Origin of the sequence: Corynebacterium sp. H130, assembly GCF_037572395.1 — a bacterium.
In the GTDB taxonomy this organism is placed as follows: Bacteria; Actinomycetota; Actinomycetes; order Mycobacteriales; family Mycobacteriaceae; genus Corynebacterium.
The window spans coordinates 551,100-571,235 of record NZ_JBBHLA010000001.1; the positions used below are offsets into that span (position 1 = coordinate 551,100).

General features: G+C 58.7%; 20 protein-coding genes. 8 read left to right on the plus strand and 12 right to left on the minus strand.

The genetic code is table 11. The features are described 5' to 3' along the window. Positions 1-21: 21 nt before the first annotated feature. From WG939_RS02705 to WG939_RS02730, 6 genes are all read left to right on the plus strand, one after another. Positions 22-774, plus strand: a complete 753-nt coding sequence (locus tag WG939_RS02705) for a LamB/YcsF family protein (RefSeq protein WP_339982169.1) — start codon at positions 22-24, stop codon at positions 772-774. Beyond that, a complete protein-coding gene (locus tag WG939_RS02710; RefSeq protein WP_339982172.1) occupies positions 764-1,387 on the plus strand; it encodes a 5-oxoprolinase subunit B family protein in 624 nt (207 codons plus the stop codon). Before WG939_RS02705 ends, WG939_RS02710 begins: the two co-directional genes overlap by 11 nt. Continuing rightward, on the plus strand, positions 1,387-2,268 hold the full coding sequence (locus tag WG939_RS02715; protein ID WP_339982174.1) for a 5-oxoprolinase subunit C family protein: 882 nt from the start codon (positions 1,387-1,389) through the stop codon (positions 2,266-2,268). The genes WG939_RS02710 and WG939_RS02715 overlap by 1 nt, the downstream gene beginning before the upstream one ends. Positions 2,269-2,357: 89 nt before the next feature. Continuing rightward, positions 2,358-3,005, plus strand: coding sequence for a TetR family transcriptional regulator (locus tag WG939_RS02720; RefSeq protein WP_339982176.1), 648 nt, complete (start codon positions 2,358-2,360; stop codon positions 3,003-3,005). Then, positions 3,002-4,531, plus strand: coding sequence for an MDR family MFS transporter (locus tag WG939_RS02725; RefSeq protein WP_339982178.1), 1,530 nt, complete (start codon positions 3,002-3,004; stop codon positions 4,529-4,531). The genes WG939_RS02720 and WG939_RS02725 overlap by 4 nt, the downstream gene beginning before the upstream one ends. Continuing rightward, positions 4,532-6,097, plus strand: a complete 1,566-nt coding sequence (locus tag WG939_RS02730) for an MDR family MFS transporter (RefSeq protein ID WP_339982180.1) — start codon at positions 4,532-4,534, stop codon at positions 6,095-6,097. 43 nt (positions 6,098-6,140) lie between these two features. Here WG939_RS02730 and WG939_RS02735 read toward each other — a convergent pair whose 3' ends face one another. From WG939_RS02735 to WG939_RS02755, 5 genes are all read right to left on the minus strand, one after another. Beyond that, positions 6,141-7,451: an ABC transporter permease gene (locus WG939_RS02735; protein WP_339982182.1), complete on the minus strand. Its 1,311-nt coding sequence runs from the start codon at positions 7,449-7,451 to the stop codon at positions 6,141-6,143. Further along, entirely contained in the window at positions 7,448-8,137 is a 690-nt protein-coding gene (locus tag WG939_RS02740; RefSeq protein WP_339982184.1) for an ABC transporter ATP-binding protein, read from the minus strand. The genes WG939_RS02735 and WG939_RS02740 overlap by 4 nt, the downstream gene beginning before the upstream one ends. A gap of 4 nt (positions 8,138-8,141) precedes the next feature. Further along, positions 8,142-9,731 carry an HlyD family efflux transporter periplasmic adaptor subunit gene (locus WG939_RS02745; RefSeq protein WP_339982186.1) on the minus strand — a complete coding sequence of 530 codons (1,590 nt, stop codon included), beginning with the start codon at positions 9,729-9,731 and terminating at the stop codon, positions 8,142-8,144. 136 nt (positions 9,732-9,867) lie between these two features. After that, entirely contained in the window at positions 9,868-11,235 is a 1,368-nt protein-coding gene (locus WG939_RS02750) for a PhoH family protein (RefSeq protein ID WP_339982188.1), read from the minus strand. A 216-nt stretch (positions 11,236-11,451) separates the two neighbouring features. Then, complete coding sequence (locus tag WG939_RS02755) at positions 11,452-12,111, minus strand: substrate-binding domain-containing protein (RefSeq protein WP_339982191.1); 660 nt, start codon at positions 12,109-12,111, stop codon at positions 11,452-11,454. 24 nt (positions 12,112-12,135) lie between these two features. Between WG939_RS02755 and WG939_RS02760 the strand changes: the two genes are divergently transcribed. Next, complete coding sequence (locus WG939_RS02760) at positions 12,136-12,504, plus strand: DUF5997 family protein (RefSeq protein ID WP_339982194.1); 369 nt, start codon at positions 12,136-12,138, stop codon at positions 12,502-12,504. A gap of 188 nt (positions 12,505-12,692) precedes the next feature. Here WG939_RS02760 and glyA read toward each other — a convergent pair whose 3' ends face one another. After that, positions 12,693-13,991, minus strand: coding sequence for a serine hydroxymethyltransferase (gene glyA, locus WG939_RS02765; protein WP_339982196.1), 1,299 nt, complete (start codon positions 13,989-13,991; stop codon positions 12,693-12,695). Positions 13,992-14,140: 149 nt separating this feature from the next. On the opposite strand from glyA, the gene coaA reads away from it, so the two are divergent. Beyond that, a complete protein-coding gene (gene coaA / locus WG939_RS02770) occupies positions 14,141-15,085 on the plus strand; it encodes a type I pantothenate kinase (RefSeq protein ID WP_339982199.1) in 945 nt (314 codons plus the stop codon). Here the strand turns inward: coaA and WG939_RS02775 are convergent. From WG939_RS02775 to mca, 6 genes are all read right to left on the minus strand, one after another. Continuing rightward, complete coding sequence (locus WG939_RS02775; protein ID WP_339982201.1) at positions 15,082-15,588, minus strand: flavodoxin domain-containing protein; 507 nt, start codon at positions 15,586-15,588, stop codon at positions 15,082-15,084. The genes coaA and WG939_RS02775 overlap by 4 nt on opposite strands. Positions 15,589-15,594: 6 nt before the next feature. After that, the gene (locus tag WG939_RS02780; RefSeq protein WP_339982204.1) at positions 15,595-16,365 is read right to left on the minus strand and encodes an isoprenyl transferase; all 771 of its coding nucleotides are present in this window, start codon (positions 16,363-16,365) and stop codon (positions 15,595-15,597) included. Between the two features lie 5 nt (positions 16,366-16,370). After that, entirely contained in the window at positions 16,371-17,474 is a 1,104-nt protein-coding gene (locus WG939_RS02785) for a 3-deoxy-7-phosphoheptulonate synthase (RefSeq protein WP_339982206.1), read from the minus strand. Positions 17,475-17,671: 197 nt separating this feature from the next. Continuing rightward, on the minus strand, positions 17,672-18,718 hold the full coding sequence (locus WG939_RS02790) for a YibE/F family protein (RefSeq protein WP_339982208.1): 1,047 nt from the start codon (positions 18,716-18,718) through the stop codon (positions 17,672-17,674). Between the two features lie 244 nt (positions 18,719-18,962). Beyond that, the gene (locus WG939_RS02795) at positions 18,963-19,214 is read right to left on the minus strand and encodes a hypothetical protein (RefSeq protein ID WP_339982630.1); all 252 of its coding nucleotides are present in this window, start codon (positions 19,212-19,214) and stop codon (positions 18,963-18,965) included. A gap of 27 nt (positions 19,215-19,241) precedes the next feature. Further along, positions 19,242-20,105: a mycothiol conjugate amidase Mca gene (gene mca, locus WG939_RS02800; RefSeq protein ID WP_339982632.1), complete on the minus strand. Its 864-nt coding sequence runs from the start codon at positions 20,103-20,105 to the stop codon at positions 19,242-19,244. Positions 20,106-20,136: the final 31 nt, after the last annotated feature.

A 20,136-nucleotide genomic window follows, 5' to 3' on the forward strand; every position in this document is an offset into this window, starting at 1 on the left:
CTTGCACAAAAGGAGTGTGACATGTTCGACCTCAACAGCGACCTCGGTGAAAGCTTCGGGTCGTACCGCATTGGCAATGACGACGCCGTCCTCGCCCTCGTATCAAGCGCCAATATCGCTACGGGATTTCATGCAGGCGATCCCCTCGTGATGCAGAAAACGGTGGCAATGGCCGTCGAAAAGCAGGTGCGCATTGGTGCCCACATCGGTTACCGCGACCTGGCTGGCTTTGGCCGTCGAGCCATGGCTTACGAATCCGACGTGCTCACGGCTGAAACCATCTACCAAATCGGCGCACTGCAAGCGATCGCTCGAGCTGCGGGAGCGCAGGTCGAGTACGTGAAACCTCATGGCGCGCTGTACAACACGATCGCCCACGATCGCACTCAAGCCGAAGCAGTGATCGCTGGCATCAAGGCTGCGGATCCATCACTCAAGCTGATGGGCCTAGCCGGCGCGCCCGTGCTCACCTGGGCGCAGGAAGCCGGGCTGGAAACCATTGCCGAGGCCTTTGCCGATCGTGCTTACACCTCAGAAGGCACCCTGGTCCCCCGATCCCAGCCCGGCGCGGTATTGCACGACCCTACAGCTGCTGCCGCCCAAGCCCTCGCGTTTGCTCGTGGCGAAGCAATCACTGCGATCGACGGGTCGAAGGTGCAGGTCTCAGCCCAGTCCCTGTGCGTCCACGGCGACAATCCGGAGGCGCTAGAGCTGGTCAAGCAGATTCGATCCACGCTGGCCGACAACGGAATCGAGGTTGGTCATGCACATTAAGGCATGTGGCGAGCAGGCAGTCCTGGTGGAAATGTCTAGCCTCAATGAGGTGCTGGCGCTACACCGCACCGTGACGTCCTGGCAACTCGAAGGCATTGTGGACCTCGTGCCCGCCGCGACCACGCTCCTCATCATGATCGATACGGCGCAGCTCACCCCGAAGGATGTCGCCTCCCGCCTCGCTACCTACGATCCGAACGACGCCCAGAGCGCCGAGCGAACCTCACCTCACACGGTGATCGTTCCTGTGCGTTACGACGGCCCAGACCTAGCCCCCCTCAGCGAAAAGCTTGGCTGGTCCCCGGAAGAACTGGTGAAACGCCACACCCACGCCCAATGGACCGCAGCCTTTGGCGGTTTTGCCCCAGGCTTCATGTATTTGGTACCTGCGGATCCGTTCCCATCCGTTCCGCGCCTCGATTCGCCGCGCCCAGCCATCCCGGCAGGTTCAGTGGGCCTGGCAGGCGAGTTTTCGGGAATCTACCCACAGAATTCTCCAGGTGGTTGGCAGTTGATTGGCTCCACCAATGAAGTGTTGTGGGACCCGACAAACGATGAAAGGCCCGCGCTCATCATGCCTGGGGACATCGTCCGATTTGTGGAGGAGAATTAATGCTCAAGGTAGTATCCACCGGCCCGCAGCTACTCTTCCAGGACCTGGGGCGCTTTCACATGGCCGGAAGCGGTGTTGCCCCATCCGGCACTTTTGATCGCATGAGTGCGGTGCGCGCAAATCACGCCATGGGCAATTCCGACAACGCCGCCGTACTCGAGATTCTGTTGGGCGGGGTCGAACTTCTAGCCTTGGACGACGTCAATTTCGTCATGACCGGTATGCGCTGTCCCATCGACATCATTAGCGAGGACGGCACCAAACGAGCTCAATACTCAAATAACATCATCGACGTCGTCCCGGGCGATCGAATCTGCATCGGCATGGCCCACCACGGAATGCGGGGCTATCTCGCTGTCCGCGGTGGCTTCAATCCCACCCCAGTATTGGGATCCAGGTCCACCGATATCATGTCAGGCCTGGGCCCTGCCCCAGTAGCCCCAGGAGACATCTTGCTGGTCAGCGACGACATCGCGGAGCACGCGTGGTGGCCGAAATTGAGAGAACTGCCTGCACTTTGGCCCCAAGAGAAGGTGCACGAGCTGACAGTGGTGCTCGGTCCCCGCGCGGATTGGTTCACCCCGAGCTCGATCGAAGCCTTCTTCGGTCAGGTCTACGAAGTCAGCGATCAATCAAACCGCATCGGACTACGCCTCACTGCTGACACTCCTCTCGAGCGTGCCCGAAATGAGGAGTTACCGAGCGAGGGCATGGTCCGAGGCAGCATCCAGGTTCCACCCAACGGCATGCCCGTCATCTTCGGACCGGATTACCCTGTGACCGGCGGTTATCCCGTCATCGGCGTGCTCACTAGGCGCTCTTCTGACTATTCAGCACAATGCGCGCCGGGCGACAAAGTCCGGTTCAGCAAGTTCAAATAGTGCAAAAGCTCACAAACCGGATACAAACAAACAAAGTTCACTGAATGCAAATGTGCACTCGGTGAACTTTTTTAGTTAGTATTGCTGGCATGTCACCAAACCTTCGAGAGCAAAAGCGGCGCGCCACCCTCGCCGCCATCGAAGAACACGCGAGCAAACTTGTAGCCGACAACGGCTTCGACAACGTCACCATCGACGACATTTGCCAAGCGGCACACATCTCGAAACGGACGTTCTTCAACTACGTCGAATCCAAGGAAGTCGCTGTTCTGGGAGCCCTCCCCACCCCAATCGCCGAGGAATGCACAGCAACATTCGTTAAACAAGAGCACCCTGACCTGTTGTCAGCACTCCTGCAGCTGAGTCTGGATAACTTTGCCGCAGCCATCTCCCCAGGTGTCGATGCGGGAGAGCTCTTTAGACGTCGCAAAGCAATTTTGCGCGCAAACCCCGAGCTGTGGCTAAGCAGAATGGCCACGTTCAACCTGCTGCACGACAGCATTGTGCGAACGGCCGCAACCTACCTTGAACAGCACGATTCGGCCCGGCAGCTGAGGCATCTCACGCCGATTACTGAGGCCCGACTCGTTGTAGGCATCACCGGCACTGCCATGGAAGTCGGCTTCAAAACGTGGTTTGCCACCCCAGACGCCACACTTACCCAACTGCCTGACCTCTGCAAGCAGGCGCTAGCAGACATGAGACGACTCGCTCGCACAGAAGGAGGCGACAAATGAAACAGGACACCGCACCACGCATTCCACTGATCATGGGTGCACTGATGGTCGGCATGCTGATGAGCTCGCTCGGCCAGATGATCTTTGCAACCGCGCTTCCCACCATCGTCGGTGATCTCGGTGGCGTCAACCACATGTCCTGGGTCATCACCGCCTTCCTGCTGGGACAAACGGTTGCTTTGCCTATCTTTGGCAAGCTTGGCGATCAAATCGGCCGCAAGGGCTTGTACGTCTTCGTAGTAGCACTGTTCATGCTCGGCTCGTTGATCGGCGGCCTCGCAACGTCGATGAGCGTGCTCATCGCAGCCCGCGCAATCCAGGGCATCGCTGGTGGTGGCCTGATGATCCTGTCGCAGTCCATCACCGCCGAGGTAGTCAGCGCACGTGAACGCGGCCGCTACATGGGCATCATGGGCTCCGTCTTTGGTCTTTCCTCTGTCCTCGGCCCTGTCCTTGGCGGTTGGTTCACCGACGGCCCAGGTTGGCGCTGGGGCCTCTGGCTCAACATCCCACTCGGCCTCTTCGCACTGATCGGCGCGATTCGCTACCTGCACCTCCCACACCGGGAACGCCGCGGACGCTTCGACATCATTGGCTCCATCCTGATGATCATCGCAACCACCTGCCTGATCCTCTTCGTCACCTGGGGTGGCAACGAATACGAGTGGAACTCCACCACCATCAAGGCCCTGATCGCCGGCACCATCATCTTCGGCGCGCTGTTCGTCTGGGCTGAGCTGAAGGTTGCGGAACCGATCGTTCCGATGAATCTGTTTACCAACCGCAACTTCGTCCTCACTACCCTGTCAGGCCTGGGCATCGGCATTTTCATGTTCGGTGCGCTCGGCTATCTGCCGACCTACCTCCAAATGGTGCACGAACTCACCCCAACCATCGCGGGCCTGATGATGATCCCGATGATGGTCGGCATGATGGGCACCTCCATCACCGTGGGCAACTGGGTGTCCCGCACCGGAAAGTACAAGAACTACCCGATCATCGGCCTACTCATCGTGGCCGTGGGAATGTATTTGCTCTCCACACTGAAGGCTGACTCATCCTTGGTTACGGTAGGTGCGTACTTCTTCGTTTTCGGCGTGGGACTGGGCGCCGCCATGCAGATTCTGGTGCTCATTGTGCAGAACTCCTTCCCCATCGCTCTCGTTGGTACCGCGACGGGCGCCACAAACTTCTTCCGCCAAATTGGTGGGTCGTTGGGTGCGGCGCTGGTGGGTGGCCTGTTCGTCGGCAAGCTTAGCGACGAGCTGCACGCCAGTATCCCAGAAGCTTTGCAGCAATTGGGTCCCGCTGCGGCCCCGTACGCAGAGCAATTTGGGGCAGCTGGTGGCAACCAACGACTCACTCCAGCCGCAGTGGTACAGCTACCTGATCTCCTCAAGTCCGCCATCCAGGTCGCCTACAACGACGCCCTGACCCCTATCTTCTTTATCCTCATGCCGCTGGCGATCCTCGCCGCGCTCATCCTCATCGCAGTGCGCGAAGACACCTTGAAAGAGACCATCTAAATGAAGAAACGTGAAAAAGTCCCTTCGACAATGACCCCGGAGCAGCAGAAAACTGCCCGCTGGGTGATGACGGCGCTGATGGTCTCGATGCTGCTTGCATCCCTAGACCAAATGATTTTCTCCACCGCCCTGCCGACCATCGTCGGCGAACTGGGCGGCGTCGACCACATGATGTGGGTCATCACCGCCTACCTGCTGGCTGAAACCATCATGCTGCCGATCTACGGCAAACTCGGCGATCTCCTGGGACGCAAGGGCCTCATGATCGGTGCCCTGTCCATCTTCCTGCTCGGCTCCGTCATCGGTGGCCTGGCGAATTCCATGCTGTGGCTCATCATCGGTCGCGCCGTCCAGGGCATCGGCGGCGGTGGCCTGATGATCCTCTCGCAGGCAATCATCGCGGACGTTATTCCTGCTCGCGAGCGTGGCCGCTACATGGGTGTCATGGGTGGCGTGTTCGGCTTGTCCGCAGTCCTTGGCCCACTGCTCGGCGGCTGGTTCACTGAGGGTCCTGGCTGGCGATGGGCGTTCTGGATGAACCTCCCACTTGGCGCCGTTGCCATCGGCATCGCAATGTGGATGCTGCGTATTCCGGCAAAGAAGGTTCCGTTCAAGTGGGATTACGCGGGCACGGTCCTCGCTATCATCGCCACCACTGCCCTGGTCCTGTTCACCACTTGGGGCGGTTCTCGCTACGAATGGTCCGACCCGATCATCCTCGGTTTGATCGCATTGTTCGTGATCACCGGGCTTTTGCTGGTCATCGTCGAGCTGCGCGCCGAAGATCCACTGATCCCAATGGATTTCTTTGCTAACCGCAACTTTGCCTTGACGACGGCCGTCGGCATGGTCCTCGGTGTCACGATGTTCGGCGTTCTTGGCTACCTCCCTACGTACCTGCAGATGGTGCACGAAATCAACGCCACCGAGGCGGGCTACATGATGATTCCGATGATGGTTGGCATGATGGGCTTTTCCATCTGGTCCGGCAATCGCATTTCCTCCACGGGCACTTACCGCATGTATCCGCTGGTAGGCATGGTGGTCACCGCTGCATCCCTGCTGCTCTTCCACCGCCTCACCCCGGAGACCTCCCTGTGGGAAATTGGAATTTACCTGTTCCTGCTGGGCACCGGCCTGGGCCTTGCTATGCAGGTGCTCGTCCTAATCGTCCAGAACACGCTGCCACTTGAGGTGGTGGGTTCGGCTACCGCGGTGAATAACTACTTCCGCCAGATCGGCGCTTCGCTGGGTTCCGCTTTGGTTGGCGGGCTCTTCGTGGGGCACCTGGAAGAGCTCATGGGCGAGCGCATTCCGCCTGCAATGGCGCAGTTGCCACCAGAGGCTGCGGGGGCCGCGCAGATGGACTCCAACTCCATCACCCCAGCGCTGATTCACCAGCTGCCTTCAGTGCTTCGCGACGCCTTCGTCAGCGCCTACAACGACGCGCTGACCCCAGTGTTCATCTACGTTTTGCCGCTCGTGGGACTGTCGTTCGTCCTGTTGCTGTTCATCAAGCACGAGCCGCTGCGCACCACGGTGCTCTCTGAAGAAACTCCTTCCTAACGAACAAAGATCCCGGTTCTCTGTGCGAGAGCCGGGACTTTTGTTATTCGTAGCGCAGTGCTTCGATTGGATTCATCTTCGCTGCCTTCGCCGCCGGGTAGTACCCGAAGAACAATCCGATTCCCATAGAGAACAACAGGGATACGACAATCGCTGCGAGCGGTGGGAACACGAATGTCTTGAGCAGAGTTGCTCCGATCATGCCGAAGATCGATCCAAGGGCCACGCCGATCAAACCTCCGATCAGGCAGACAATCATCGCCTCGATAACGAACTGCAGCTTGATGTCTCGACTGCGCGCTCCCAGAGCCTTTCGGACACCAATTTCTCGGGTTCGCTCAGTAACGGTGATGAGCATGACGTTCATGACGCCGATACCACCAACGAGCAGGGAAATTCCGCCGATCGCAGCGACCGCGACGCTGATGGAACTCAGCACCGTTTGGATGGTCTCCATGTCCTTGGAGTTGTCACTGACCTTCACTTGATAGACATCGTTCGCCTGATACTCGGCATCAAAGAATTTCTGGAGGTCATCTTTCACACCGTCCCGGTCGACGCCCGGCGCGACCTGGATATCGATCTGTTCGTGGCCAGGAAATCCTGCAGTTTTGTCGTTTTCTTGCGGGAACAGGTCTTTCAGCGGGAATGGAACGAGAATCCGGGTGTCCGAACCAGTGCCAACCAGGAGGCCTCCCTTGGGCTTGGCAGAAACGCCCACCACCATGAAGCTCGCGGATCCCGACTGGTTGTTAAAGCGCAGTTCTGCGCCTAGTGCCCGATCTGGGTCATTGTCGAAGAGTTCGTCGAAGATGTCGGGAGAAATGACGGTGACGTGCCGGGCTTCTGTGATGTCTTGTTCGCTGAGGCCACGGCCGTGGTCGATGTCGATGGAGTTGAGTTTGAAGTAGTCGGCATTCACCGGCGACACGGAAGCGCGCATGCTGTCGTCGGCAAGCGTGCCGAATGCGGCATTGGAGATGTGCAAGTCCCCTGCCCCACCTGCGCTGCCGGCATAGCCGATGCCTGTGATGTCTGAGCCAAAGCGACTGCGGATTTGTTGAATGTGCTCGTCGGAGATGAGGGATTCGGGGTCGTCGACGGGGCTGGCGGACCAGAGGTAGTCCCTGCCTGCGTCTTTGGCTTCCTCGCGGTTTTGGACTTGGACCATCAGGTTGTTGATGCCCATGCTGTCCAGGCTGCCCATAGTTTGGGTTTTGAGGGCGTGGCCGAGAGTAAGGATGGTGATGACGGAGGCGATGCCGATGATGATGCCGAGGAGGGTGAGCATCGAGCGCATTTTGCCGGTTTTGAGGCTGCCGGTGGCGAGAATGATTGCTTCGCGAAGGTTCACGCGAGTTCTCCTTCCGTGATCAGCCCGTCTCGCATAGTAACGATGCGGGAGGTTTCCTCCGCTAGCTCGGGGTTGTGGGTAATAAGGGCGATGGTGGCGCCGCGTTCACGGTTGAGGTCGTGAAACAGGTCCATGACCATGCGTCCCGTGGCGGTATCGAGTGCGCCGGTGGGCTCGTCAGCGAGGATGAGGTCGGGGTCATTTGCCAGCGAACGCGCGATAGCCACGCGCTGTTTTTGGCCACCAGACAGCTCATTGGGCTGGTGGTGCATGCGATCCCCCATCCCGACTAGTTCCAGCAGCTCCGCTGCCCGTTCCTTGCGCTCCCGCGCGGGTACTCCGGCGTACATCATGGGCATTTCCACATTGCTCAGAGCGTCTACGCGAGCGATCAGATTGAAGTTCTGAAACACGAACCCGATGCGGGTGCTTCGGAGAAGGGCAAGTTCGTCGTCTTCGCTGCTGAGCACGTCGATACCGTCGAGGAGGTACGAGCCCTCCGTCGGCCGGTCAAGCAACCCCATGATGTTCATCAGGGTTGATTTTCCCGATCCCGATGCACCGATCACCGAGACGAATTCGCCCCGGTCGATCTGCATATCGATGCCCCGGAGCACAGTGAGCTCGCTTGGTTGGCCGATGTTAAAAGTGCGGACAATGCCGCGAAGGTCAATGAGGCTGGGCACGGTGCTAGCCCTTCACACGCACGAGCTTATCGACGTCATCGACATGCTTCGTGGGGTCAGTCATGATCTTGGTGCCTTCTTCCACGTCGAGCGCTGCGATGGCAGCGTCGAAGTCGTTCTGGGCTTTCACGGTGACGGAGATCTTTGTGACGCGGTGTTTGTCCCCATCCGGGACCAGCGCAATCACGGCGTAGCCTTCCGGAGACTTGAGCACGGATTCGCGTGGCACAGCAAGCGCCGATGCTTCCTTGTTCACCAGGAATTCGATCTTTGCCGTGGCTCCGATGTTCAAGCCTTCGGTGTCGCCCTCCACGGTGATTTCAACGGGGAACTCGCGCTTGCTTTTCCCGCCTTCCTCAGCTTGGTTGGTAGCAACTGCTGCCACGTGGCTGACTCGCCCCTTGAAGGTCTTGTCTTTGTCGCTTGGCGTGGTGAAGGAAACTTCTGTGCCTGGCTTGATCTTGCCGCGATCAGCTTCCTTGATCTTCGTGGTGATCAAGAGTCGAGAATCATCGGCGACGGTCATGAGGACGCCTTCAGAGGGCGCACCTTCCTTGGCGGTCAGTTCGGTGACCACGCCGCCGTGTGGGCTGCGAATTTCAGCCTGGGACAGATCAACCGACAGGTGCTGGGCAGTGAGGTCAGAAGCAGCAGTGCCGGTGTTGACCGTTGCCTGTGCCCGTTCCACTGCGCCACGCTGCTTATCGATGTTATGCAAAGCGATGAGTCGCGCTGATTCCGTGCCGATCACTGCATCGGAGTGCGCTGCCTCGGCATCGCGCACCTTGGTTTGTAGTTCCGCCAATTCCCTATCGACCTCAACGAGGCTTTGCTCGTAGTCACGTTGTTTTTCGGCGAGGTCGCGGTCCGCCCGGTTCAGGCGATCTTGGGTGGCGACAGCGTCGAAAAGCCCATCCGGGCCCGTCACATCGCTGACCACGACCCCGAATAGCGTGGCGGCGTTGACCTTCGCCAGGTTGAGCGCGGCGTCGTGTTGTTCATCTCGGGCGGTTTGTAGGGCCTTGTATTGTTCCCGCAGCGCGGGATCGGTCCCGGCGACAGAATCTTTGCGCTTGTTTTCAAACGCCTGGGTTGCCGTGTGCAGTGCACTTTCAGCCTGTCGTTGGGCGGTAATTGCCGCGGTGATCTCCGGGGTCGCACCCTGATCATATTGCTGTCGCAACTGGTCATATGCCTGCTGCTCCGCCTGCAGAGCATTCGAATTAGCAGTCGCAGTGGCCTCGCGGTTAGCTAGTTCCAATTCGAGCTGGCGCTGCAGGCCCGTGGTGTCCATTTCTGCCAGCAGTTGTTCAGCTTGGACATGGTCGCCCAGCTTGACCTTGAGGTTCTTCACCGGCCCGGTAAGACGGGAGGTGATGGACGTGGAGCGATGGGCAACGAGATCACCGCTGGCATGGACCTTTTCTTCCACGTCGCGTTGCTCGATTTGCACGGTGTCAGACGCCATGACGATGTCGTCTTTCCCACCCGAACCGAACATCGCGTAGGCGCCACCTCCTGCTGTGACGAGCGCAGCGGCAGTGGCTCCAGCGATGATCGCTGTGCGTTTTTTCGGGCGAGACAATGGGGTCATAGGTCAAATCCTGTCAGTATGTTTGCTTCTAACAATGAACCTACAAACGCCACCTAACTGAAGGCAACTACCGTTAAGAACTCGCCCCCGGCCAGGGTCAGGGGGAACCCTTAGGGGTGCCTTGTGCCCCCATTTGCTAGTTCGTCTCCAGCATGCTGGTGACCAGCTCAGCGATGCGAGAGCGCTCGGAACGCTGCAGGGTAACGTGCGCAAACAGCTCGTTGCCCTTGAGCTTTTCGATCACTGCCTGCACGCCGTCGTGACGGCCAACGCGTAGGTTGTCGCGCTGCGCAACATCGTGGGTCAGAATCACGCGCGAGTTCTTACCCAGACGGGATAGGACAGTGAGCAGTACGTTGCGCTCGAGAGACTGTGCTTCGTCGACGATCACGAAGGAATCGTGGAGCGAGCGACCACGAATGTGAGTCAGCGGGAGGACCTCAATGAGGTCGCGAGCCATGACTTCTTCCATGACGTTGTCGCTGACCAGGCCCTCCAAGGTGTCGTACACTGCCTGCGCCCACGGATTCATTTTCTCGGATTCGGAACCCGGGAGGTAGCCCAGATCCTGGCCACCAACAGCGTAAATTGGGCGGAAGACCACGATGCGCTTGTGCTCACCACGCTCCAGTACAGCTTCGAGTCCAGCGCACAGTGCCAGCGCGGACTTACCGGTGCCCGCCTTACCGCCGATGGAGATGATGCCAACCTCGGAATCGAGCAGCAGGTCGAGTGCGATTCGCTGCTCCGCAGAGCGTCCCTGCACGCCAAACGCCTGACGGTCACCGCGAACGAGGGTCACGTAGCCGTCGCGGCGCACGCGAGCAAGCGCCGACTGCGATGGTGAGGTGAGGGTGAGACCGCAGTGAATCGGCAGGTCTTCCACTGCCGTGCCGCGCCGGGTGAGCTCGCCCGCCAGGTCAACTTCGCCGTCGCGGTAGAGCTCGTCGATGGTGGTGGAGTCGATATCCACGTGTTCCATTCCGGAGTAACCGGTAAGGACCACGTCCTGCGCGTGATATTCATCCGCGGGCAGGCCGACAGAACCGGCTTTGACGCGCAGTGGGATGTCCTTGGTCACTAGGACGCAGTCGCGGCCTTCCTTCTGGAAGTTCAGCGCACAGGCAAGGATGCGGTGGTCACTGATGGAGTCTTGGAACGCGACGGGCAGCACGCTCATGTCGGAGTGGTTGAGTTCGATCTGGACAGTGCCGCCGTCGGTGTTGACGGGCACTGGCGTGTCCAGGCGACCATAGGTTTGGCGCAGGTCTTCGAGGTAGCGCAGTGCTTCGCGAGCAAACCAGCCCAGTTCTGGGTGGTGTCGCTTGCCCTCCAATTCGCTCACCACCACGAGTGGCAGGACAACGTGATGTTCGGCGAACTTTCTTAAGGCCCAGGGGTCAGAAAGCAAAACGGACGTATCGATTACGTACGTCCGTGTTGGGGTGGGCTGGTGTCCATCGCGAGCTGGATCGATGGTCGTGGTTGCGACGTTCTCTCGCATAGCGTCGAAGGCTCCCTTCACCTCCCGCCGGGTACCCGCGCGGGCTGTGACATGCGGTTTCGGCACCCCTGCCGGCATCGCCGGTACCAGCTACCGGAAGGTGGTGGCCAGTCAGCTTCCCCACTGACCGGTCCCCCTCAGGCTAACCCGCGAAGGTTTAAGTTACATGGTTGTGAGATGAATGCTCGGTAAACGTTCGTCCCATCCGCCCCACGCTTATCGACGGCCCCTGCTTGCCCTCTTTTTCGCTACCGACTTCTGTTTCGGCTTCGGCACGGATTTCTTTTTCGCCGGCTTCTTCTTTGCTGGAGCAGCCTGACGAGAACTGTTGACTGTCCTTCCCTTGGTGATCCCCACGAAGTCTTGGATCATCTGGCTGTCATCGTCCTTGCGCCACACGAGAGAAATTTGGGTCGGTACGCCATCGGTGAACTCGCGGTGCTCCGTTTGTTTGGAGCTGATACTGCGCAGCAACGGGCGAGGCGCGATTACTACGCCCACGTTTGCGGCCACCACCTGAACGTTGTCGCGCACAGCCTGGATGTCAACGGTCTCCCCTGGCTCATAGTTAATGATCTCTTCGGCGATATCTGCACGGGAGATCTTCTCCAGCAGAGTCAGCTCGTTATCCTTCGGAACGCAAATGCCCGGCTGCTCCTCATACAGGTCGACCTTGTGAAAGTCATCGCTGAGCCGGGATTCCGGCAGGCGGATGAGGGCTGCGGTGCAACGGCCGTCGAGAAGCGCGCCGAAAGCGTCGTCGGACTCCATCGTGATGAGGTCGGGGTACTCGGTGCGCTCATTGAAGCGATCAAACCACTTTGACGGGGCGGTGCCTTTGATGAAGGCGATGGCAAGTGGCTGTGCGTTGGTCATGCGCTAAATGCTACCGTGACAGGTATGAACCGTGAACCATCCGCAACCGCCATGAAGCCGGCAACCGCAGCCAAGAAGCTTGGCATTTACTTGCCGGCCACCCCAGAGTCCTTCCAAAACAATGCTCTGACGCACGCGGAGTTCGTGGAGCTGCAGACCAACCCACCTGAGTGGCTCCAGGAGCTGCGTCGCGAGGGACCACACCCTCGCCCGGAGGTTGCCCGCAAGCTTGGCATCACGATCACGGCGCTGAAGAACAACGACATGGACAAGCCACTGACCACCGCGGAGATCAAGGAGTTGCTCGCTGACCAACCGGAGTGGCTGCGCAAGGCTCGCACTACTTTGGCAGAGCAGCGCGAGACCAAGACTGCGGAATCTGACGCCAGCTAGTTTGCGAAGTCTTATCGCTACGATCATTCGTCGTAGCAACTTGGTCGTAAAACCACTTAAATTCACGTCATAACGTGCCCATTTTGCCGGTTTTACGACCAACTCTTTACGACCAACTTCCGCAGACGCATATGCAAAATCCCGGCCCCTGTTCACAGTGACAGGAGCCGGGATTTTCTAGGTCGAAATTAGAAGAGCTTCCACTCTTCCAGGCCCTCGTACAGTGGGTACTGCTCGGCGAGCTTTGCCACGCGGCCACGCAGGGCAGCCACATCGGCGGACTGGCCAGCTGCGAGAGCGGTGCCGATGATGTCTGCGACCTCGGTGAAAGCTGCAGCGTCGAAGCCACGGGTTGCCAGCGCAGGGGTACCGATGCGCAGGCCGGAGGTGACCATTGGTGGACGAGGATCGTTTGGCACAGCGTTGCGGTTAACGGTGATGCCGACTTCGTGGAGGAGGTCCTCAGCCTGCTGGCCGTCCATCTGGGAGTTGCGCAGGTCAACGAGCACGAGGTGGACGTCCGTGCCACCGGTCAAGACGTCGACGCCAGCTGCCTTGCAGTCAGCGCCGGTCAGGCGCTCTGCGATGATCTTCGCACCGTCCAGAGTGCGCTGCTGGCGCTCCTTGAAGATGTCAGAGCCGGCGATCTTCATAGCGATAGCCTTTGCCGCAACCGCGTGCATCAGAGGGCCACCCTGCTGACCTGGGAATACGGCGGAGTTGATGGCCTTTGCGTACTCCTGCTTAGCCAGGATCATGCCGGAGCGTGGGCCACCGAGGGTCTTGTGCACGGTGGTGGACACAACGTCAGAGTGTGGCACTGGGGATGGGTGCAGGCCAGCAGCAACAAGGCCTGCGAAGTGAGCCATGTCGACCCACAGCTTTGCGCCGACTTCATCGGCGATGGAACGGAATGCCTCGAAGTCGAGGTGGCGAGGGTATGCAGACCAACCACCGATGATGACCTGTGGCTTCTCCTTCAGCGCGAGCTCGCGGACCTGATCCATATCGACGCGCATGGTCTCATCATCAACGCCGTATGCGACGACGTCGTAGAGCTTGCCGGAGAAGTTCAGCTTCATGCCGTGGGTGAGGTGACCACCGTGAGCCAGGGAAAGGCCCATGATCTTGTCGCCAGGGTTAGCCAGGGACATCAGGACGGCTGCGTTGGCCTGAGCGCCAGCGTGTGGCTGGACGTTTGCGAATTCTGCTCCAAAGACTTCCTTCGCACGACCCCGCGCAAGGTCCTCGATGACGTCGACATGCTCACAGCCACCGTAGTAGCGGCGACCTGGGTAGCCCTCGGCGTACTTGTTGGTGAGTACGGAGCCCTGTGCCTGCAGCACTGCACGTGGCACGAAGTTTTCGGAGGCGATCATCTCCAGGGTGTCGCGCTGGCGGCCAAGCTCGGCAGCAATGGCAGCGTGCACATCAGGGTCGAGTTGATCGAGGGATTGAGTCATCACGTTTTCGGAAACAGAGGTCATAGCGGAGCCACTGAGCCTTTCCTCGGGGGGAGATATTATTCGGATGTGCCACCCAGCTTAACGGAGTTTTGTTTCACTCGGAAATGACCTATCCCCCTGCCCGAATCCTTGGGTGTTGGATTTCACAATCCACCCCAAAAGGGTGCACAATGGTCTTTATGTCTAGGTTACCTAGGTCAATGGACGGCAGCCCTTTCCTCGAATTTGATCGAGCTGAATGGCGCAGCCTCCGCAACAACATGCCCCAGGTGCTCACAAACGACGAAGTGGTCAAGCTCCGTGGTCTCGGCGAAAGCATTGACCTTAAAGAGGTCGAGGAAGTCTACCTTCCGCTATCCCGCCTGATCTATCTGCAGGTAAAGGCCCGCAAGGGGCTCATGGCGGCAACGGAGACCTTCCTCAAGTCTCCTGCGGAAAACGTGCCATTCATCATTGGCATCGCGGGATCGGTGGCCGTAGGTAAATCCACCACTGCGCGTCTCCTGCAGGTTCTTCTCCAGCGCTGGGAATCCAGCCCTCGCGTTGACCTGGTCACCACCGACGGTTTCCTCTTCCCCAGCGAGGAGCTGCACCGACGCCGCATCATGAATCGCAAGGGTTTCCCGGAAAGCTACGACCAACGGGCACTCATGCGTTTTGTCACCGACGTCAAGTCCGGGAAACGCGAGGTCAAAGCCCCGGTCTACTCGCACACTCTGTACGACCGCGTCCCCGGCGAATACGTGGTCGTCGACAAACCCGACATCCTCATTCTCGAGGGGCTCAACGTACTCCAAACCGGTCCGACCCTCATGGTCTCCGACCTCTTCGACTTCAGCGTGTACGTTCACGCCCGCACCGAACACATCGAACGCTGGTACATCGAGCGCTTTCTCAAACTTCGCGAGGTGTCCTTCAACAAGCCCGGCGCGCACTTCTCCCACTACGCCACGCTTAACGACGACATAGCCCGCGCCGAAGCCCGCGAAATTTGGCAGTCGGTGAACCTACCCAACCTGGTGGAAAACATTCTCCCCACCCGAGTGAGGGCCTCCCTGCAACTGTTCAAGGACGTCAACCACGAAGTGGAACGCGTGCGCATGCGCAAGATCTAAGCGTTCAGCCACCGATCGATGGCATCGAGTTCCGCAAAATCTACGCGGTCCTCATCAGTGTTGTAGCCCCGCAGCATTGCTTCTTCGTTCTCGCTGCGGTCCTTCTTTGCCTTCAACATCTTGTTCATAGTCCACATCGTGGCCTTATGAACGCGACTGAGCTTGGAGTACGCCAGGCAGCCCGGCAGATAAAAGCGGGTGATCTGATCTGCTTTGTCCCCGAGGGCTCCTGCGACGCCATCTTTTGCGCGAGCTTCGTCGATAAGCGTCATGCCCACGATGGCCAGCGCTGAACGTTTTCCTGCGAGCTCCTGCCCTGCTAACCACTTCGCGCCACTGACCTGGCCTGCATAGTTCGGCGAAAAGACCACGATGTCTGTGACTTCTGGCGCGAGGTCAACCTGAGCGAGCTCCTGAGCTTGGACGCCGTGGCGCTGCGCAAATTCGCGGGCGTAGCGCTCGGTGGAGCCATAGGTGGAGTTGTAGAGGACAGCGAGAGACATGACAGGCTACTTTCCAAAACGTCGGCTGCGCGAAGAATAGTCACGCAGCGCACGAAGAAAATCGATGCGGCGGAAGGCCGGCCAATAGGTGTCGGTGAACCAGATTTCGGAGTAGGCGGCTTGCCACAGCAGGAAGCCGGAAAGACGCTGCTCGCCACTGGTGCGAATCACCAGATCGGGATCAGGCTGGCCGGAGGTGTACAGGTGCTGGGAAATGGACTCGACGGACACTTTGTCGGCAAGTTGGTGCGGGTCGGTGCCAGCGGCGATCTCTTCGGTGATGAAGTCGTGGACCGCATCGACGATTTCTTGACGGCCGCCATAGCCCACAGCAACGTTCACAGCAACGCCGCTGTTGTTCTCCGTGCCCTCCGCTGCTTGGCGAAGGCGCTGGGAAACGTGCTCCGGCAGCAAATCAAGGTGCCCAACGAGTCGGACCCGACAGTTCAGCCCCGGCGCTGCGAGCTCCTCGACGACGTCACTGATGATGTCGAACAGCAGTTGCAGTTCGCTGCTTTCCCTGCCCAGGTTTTCTGTCGAGAGCAGGTACACAGTGACCAATTCAACGTCAGTGTCCCGGCACCAGCCGACCATTTCACCGATCTTCTTCGCGCCAACGCGGTGCCCGTGACTGACGTCGGTAAAACCAGCTTGCCGAGCCCAACGACGGTTGCCATCGCACATGATGGCTACGTGCTTGGGCTGCTTGCGCCCTTTCAGCTCCCGTCGCAGGTGATTCTCGTACAACGGGTACAGCAAACTCGGCAGAATTTTCACATCACTTAGTCTAGCGACCTAGCAGCGCGACGGGCACGCACCGCTGCGGCAAGCTCGGCGAGAAGGTCGACGGTGTCATCAATACCGATGCACTTATCGGTCACTGATTGGCCGTACACCAGGCCCTCTCCCCCATTGCGACGCAGCTTCTCCGGATCCAGCTTTTGCGCGCCGGCAACCAGGAAGGACTCGATCATGATGCCAGCGATCTTGTGCTGCCCCTCAGCAATCTGAGCTGCGATTTCCCGAATTACTTCGAGTTGCCGGCGATCATCTTTACCCGAGTTTGCATGCGAGGCGTCAATCATGATGCTGCGCCCGCCATTGCGCTCGAGGGCAGCGCTGACATCCTCGGGACTGTAATTTGGCCCCTTGCTTCCACCGCGCAGAATAATGTGGCAATTGTCATTACCAGCGGTCTCAACTACAGCCGACCGACCGTCGTCGGAAGTTCCGAAGAAGAAGTGCGGGTGCGACGCCGCCTCAACCGCGTCCACCGCTACCTGAACACTGCCATCCGTGCCGTTCTTGAATCCGATCGGCATCGACAAACCAGAGGCCAATTGGCGGTGCACCTGAGACTCAGTAGTGCGCGCACCGATAGCACCCCACGCCACAGCATCTGCGTAGTACTGCGGGCTATTAGGCTCAAGGAACTCGCAACCGACCGGCAAACCAGTATCAACTACTTCCAGCACAACATTTCGAGCAACCTCCAGGCCATGCGCGATGTCGAAAGAGCCGTCCAAGTGTGGATCATTGATCAGGCCCTTCCAGCCCACCGTGGTGCGAGGCTTCTCGAAGTACACCCGCATCACAACCTTCAATTCCTCACTCAGGCGCTGTGCCAACGGAGCCAATCGACACGCGTAATCCAACGCCGCCTGCGGATCATGCACCGAACACGGCCCCACCACAACTACCAGACGATCGTCCTCACCTGCGAAAATATCCGCGATCTCTTGCCTATCCTTCTCCACCTTCGCAGCCATCTCGGCCGCCAGTGGCAGGCGCGCGAGCAGCGCCTCTGGCGTCGGCAGATCATGGAACGCAACCACGCGCCTATTGCTTGTCGACGCCGCATTGACCAAAGAAACCGGGGAACTCATCTATTCGGGCCTTTCAAAATTCTTAAAAAGGGAAACAAAAAAGCAGCCCCGGTGCTTTTCGTCAGAAAAGCGGGACTGCTTAGGCTTGCGAGAGAAAATTCAGGTGGCGATCACGACAACGCAGGTCGTGCGGTTAATCTCCCGCAAGCCTGGTCAAAATAAAATCGCCACATGAACATGGGACGAACTGTACCACATTACGGGAGGGCTGTACCCTGTTCAGGGGTATTGCGCACGGCAAAGGCGGCAATTGCTGTGGTTATCGGTACTGCGCAGACCAGCGCTAGAGCTCCAACCCCGGACCTCATCAACTCCGTGGCCATCAGATCACCTGTCAGCGTGTGCACCAATGGGCGTCCTGCAATATGTAGCAAAAGCAACATCGGCAAGGCGGCACCGGTATACGAAAGGACCAGCGTATACACCATTGATGCAATGTGGTCTTTCCCGACGCGCATTGCAGCTCGGAAGACTTCGTAGACGGACGATTGCGGAGCAGAATCGTAGATCTCCTGCACTGTGGAGGCTTGTGCGATAGTGACGTCATTGAGCACTCCCAAAGCGCCAATAATGAATCCGCACAGCATGAGACCGCGAACTGAAAGCTGTGGCAAATAGAGCTGAATAAGTAGATTCTCTTCGTTTCCAAGCCCTTGCAAATGCAAGCTGTTAATGGCCCACTGCGAGGTGGCAGCAGCCAAGCCGACGGCGGTCAAGGTTCCGCACAGCGCGGAAGCCGTCTTCCAATTGACGCCATGAACCAAAAACAGCGTCACAAACAAGATCGCTGAGCCGCAGGTTAGCGCTAGGGCTACTGGCGATTCTCCCTGCAATAGGCCGGGAATCAGGAACCCGGCAACAGCTACGAATGTGACTGCAAGTCCCAATAGTGCCAAGAAACCGCGCAACGTTGCCACAGCGACAATAACGGCAACGATCCCAATTGCCCACCACATCAACGAAGTAGAGCGACCAAAATCAGCAAATGCGTAGATGAGTGTTCCGTTCGGTCCAGGTGTTTCCGTCAGGTATACCTCTTGACCGGCATGCAATTCGAAGCCGTCTGTCTTGATCAAGGTGTTTTTACCCGCGTTTTCACCTGTTTTGATATTCAACACGGCACGTGGACACAGCTCACCCCTATTGATTGCGGTCATTGGCTCACCGTCAAAGGCGATGTTGTAGGACGGGCTGTCACAGATACCAGGTTCTGAGGAAATTACTTTGGCTTCTACCCGAGGCATCGCAAGCACTGAAGAATTGCTGAATGTTTCGCTGATCTGAGGTTTTGCGTCTGACGGCCAGAGACTTACGAGCCCTATTAGCGTCGCTACTGCACAAAACAGCAAAAATACCCCGATGCCCAAATGCGACAGTCGGGGCGAATGATTCCTCTGCGCATGCCGTCCCATCACAACCCCCAATCGAAACAGTGATTCAATACGAAGGTAGGTTACGGGGTGGCACGCCTAGGAACAACTATGGTTGTCAGATCCAGTGCTTTTTGTCGCTTCCGAGCAGACCTTCGGCTGCCATGGCCTCGTCGATGGCTTTCTCATCGAAGACGTTGAGGCCACGCGCTTCGGCAAATGCCTGGCGACGCACGAGTCGACGCTGCCTGCGGGAAAACGCCCAGCCGAGGTAGATCACTACGACGAGTAGCGCCACGATGATCAGGAGGCCGATTGGTGAGGCTTTGCCGAATTCGGGGCCAAGTGGCGTGCTCTGCTGCTGCGCCATGATGAGAAGGTCCACGAGGGTTACTCCTTAGTCAATTCCTGCGAACAGGTCGTCTTCCGGGATAGACGTCTTGACGCGGGTTTGCGCCAATTCGAATTCCTCTGTTGGCCACAGCTTACGCTGCACGTCAATCGGGGTGCCAAAGAAGGTTCCTGCTGGGTCAATTTGCGTGGCGTGCGCGAGCAGCGCGCGGTCGCGCTGCTCAAAATAGTCGTCGCAAAGCACCTGCGTGGTGACCCGCAGCATGATGTCACCCTTGTGTGCTTCCCAGCGTTCGAGGAACGGGGTATATGGGCTTGGTTTTCCGTCGGCGATGAGGAGGTCGTGGAACATTTGCATGCGCTGACGGATGAAGCCGTGGGTGTAGTACAGCTTGAGCGGTTCCCAGGGTTCGCCGAGTCCAGGGTGGTAGTTTGCATCGCCGGACTTTTCCCAGGCAAGCATGGAAACCTCGTGGACCTTAAGGTGGTCGGGATGCGGGTAGCCACCGTTTTCGTCGTAGGTGATGATGACGTGTGGGCGGAATTCACGCAGGATCTGCACTATTTCTTGCACGACGGTGTCGGTGTCGGCGAGCGCGAAGCAGCCTTCCGGCAGCGGTGGCAGCGGCTCGCCCTCGGGAAGGCCGGAGTCAACGTAACCGAGCCAGCGGTGCTGCGTGCCCAGGGCCTTCATCGAGGCGGCCATTTCCTCCCTTCGCACTGCTGGCAGGTTTTCGAGGATGCCCGGCTTTTCCATGGCGGGGTTCAGGATGCTTCCACGTTCACCACCAGTACAGGTTACGACCATCACTTCGTGACCTTCAGCCGCGTAGCGCGCCATCGTTGCGGCACCCTTGCTGGCTTCGTCGTCGGGGTGGGCATGGATAGCAATTAACCTGAGCGCACTCACTAAGCGTTCGTCCTTCATCTTCCTTTGTGGC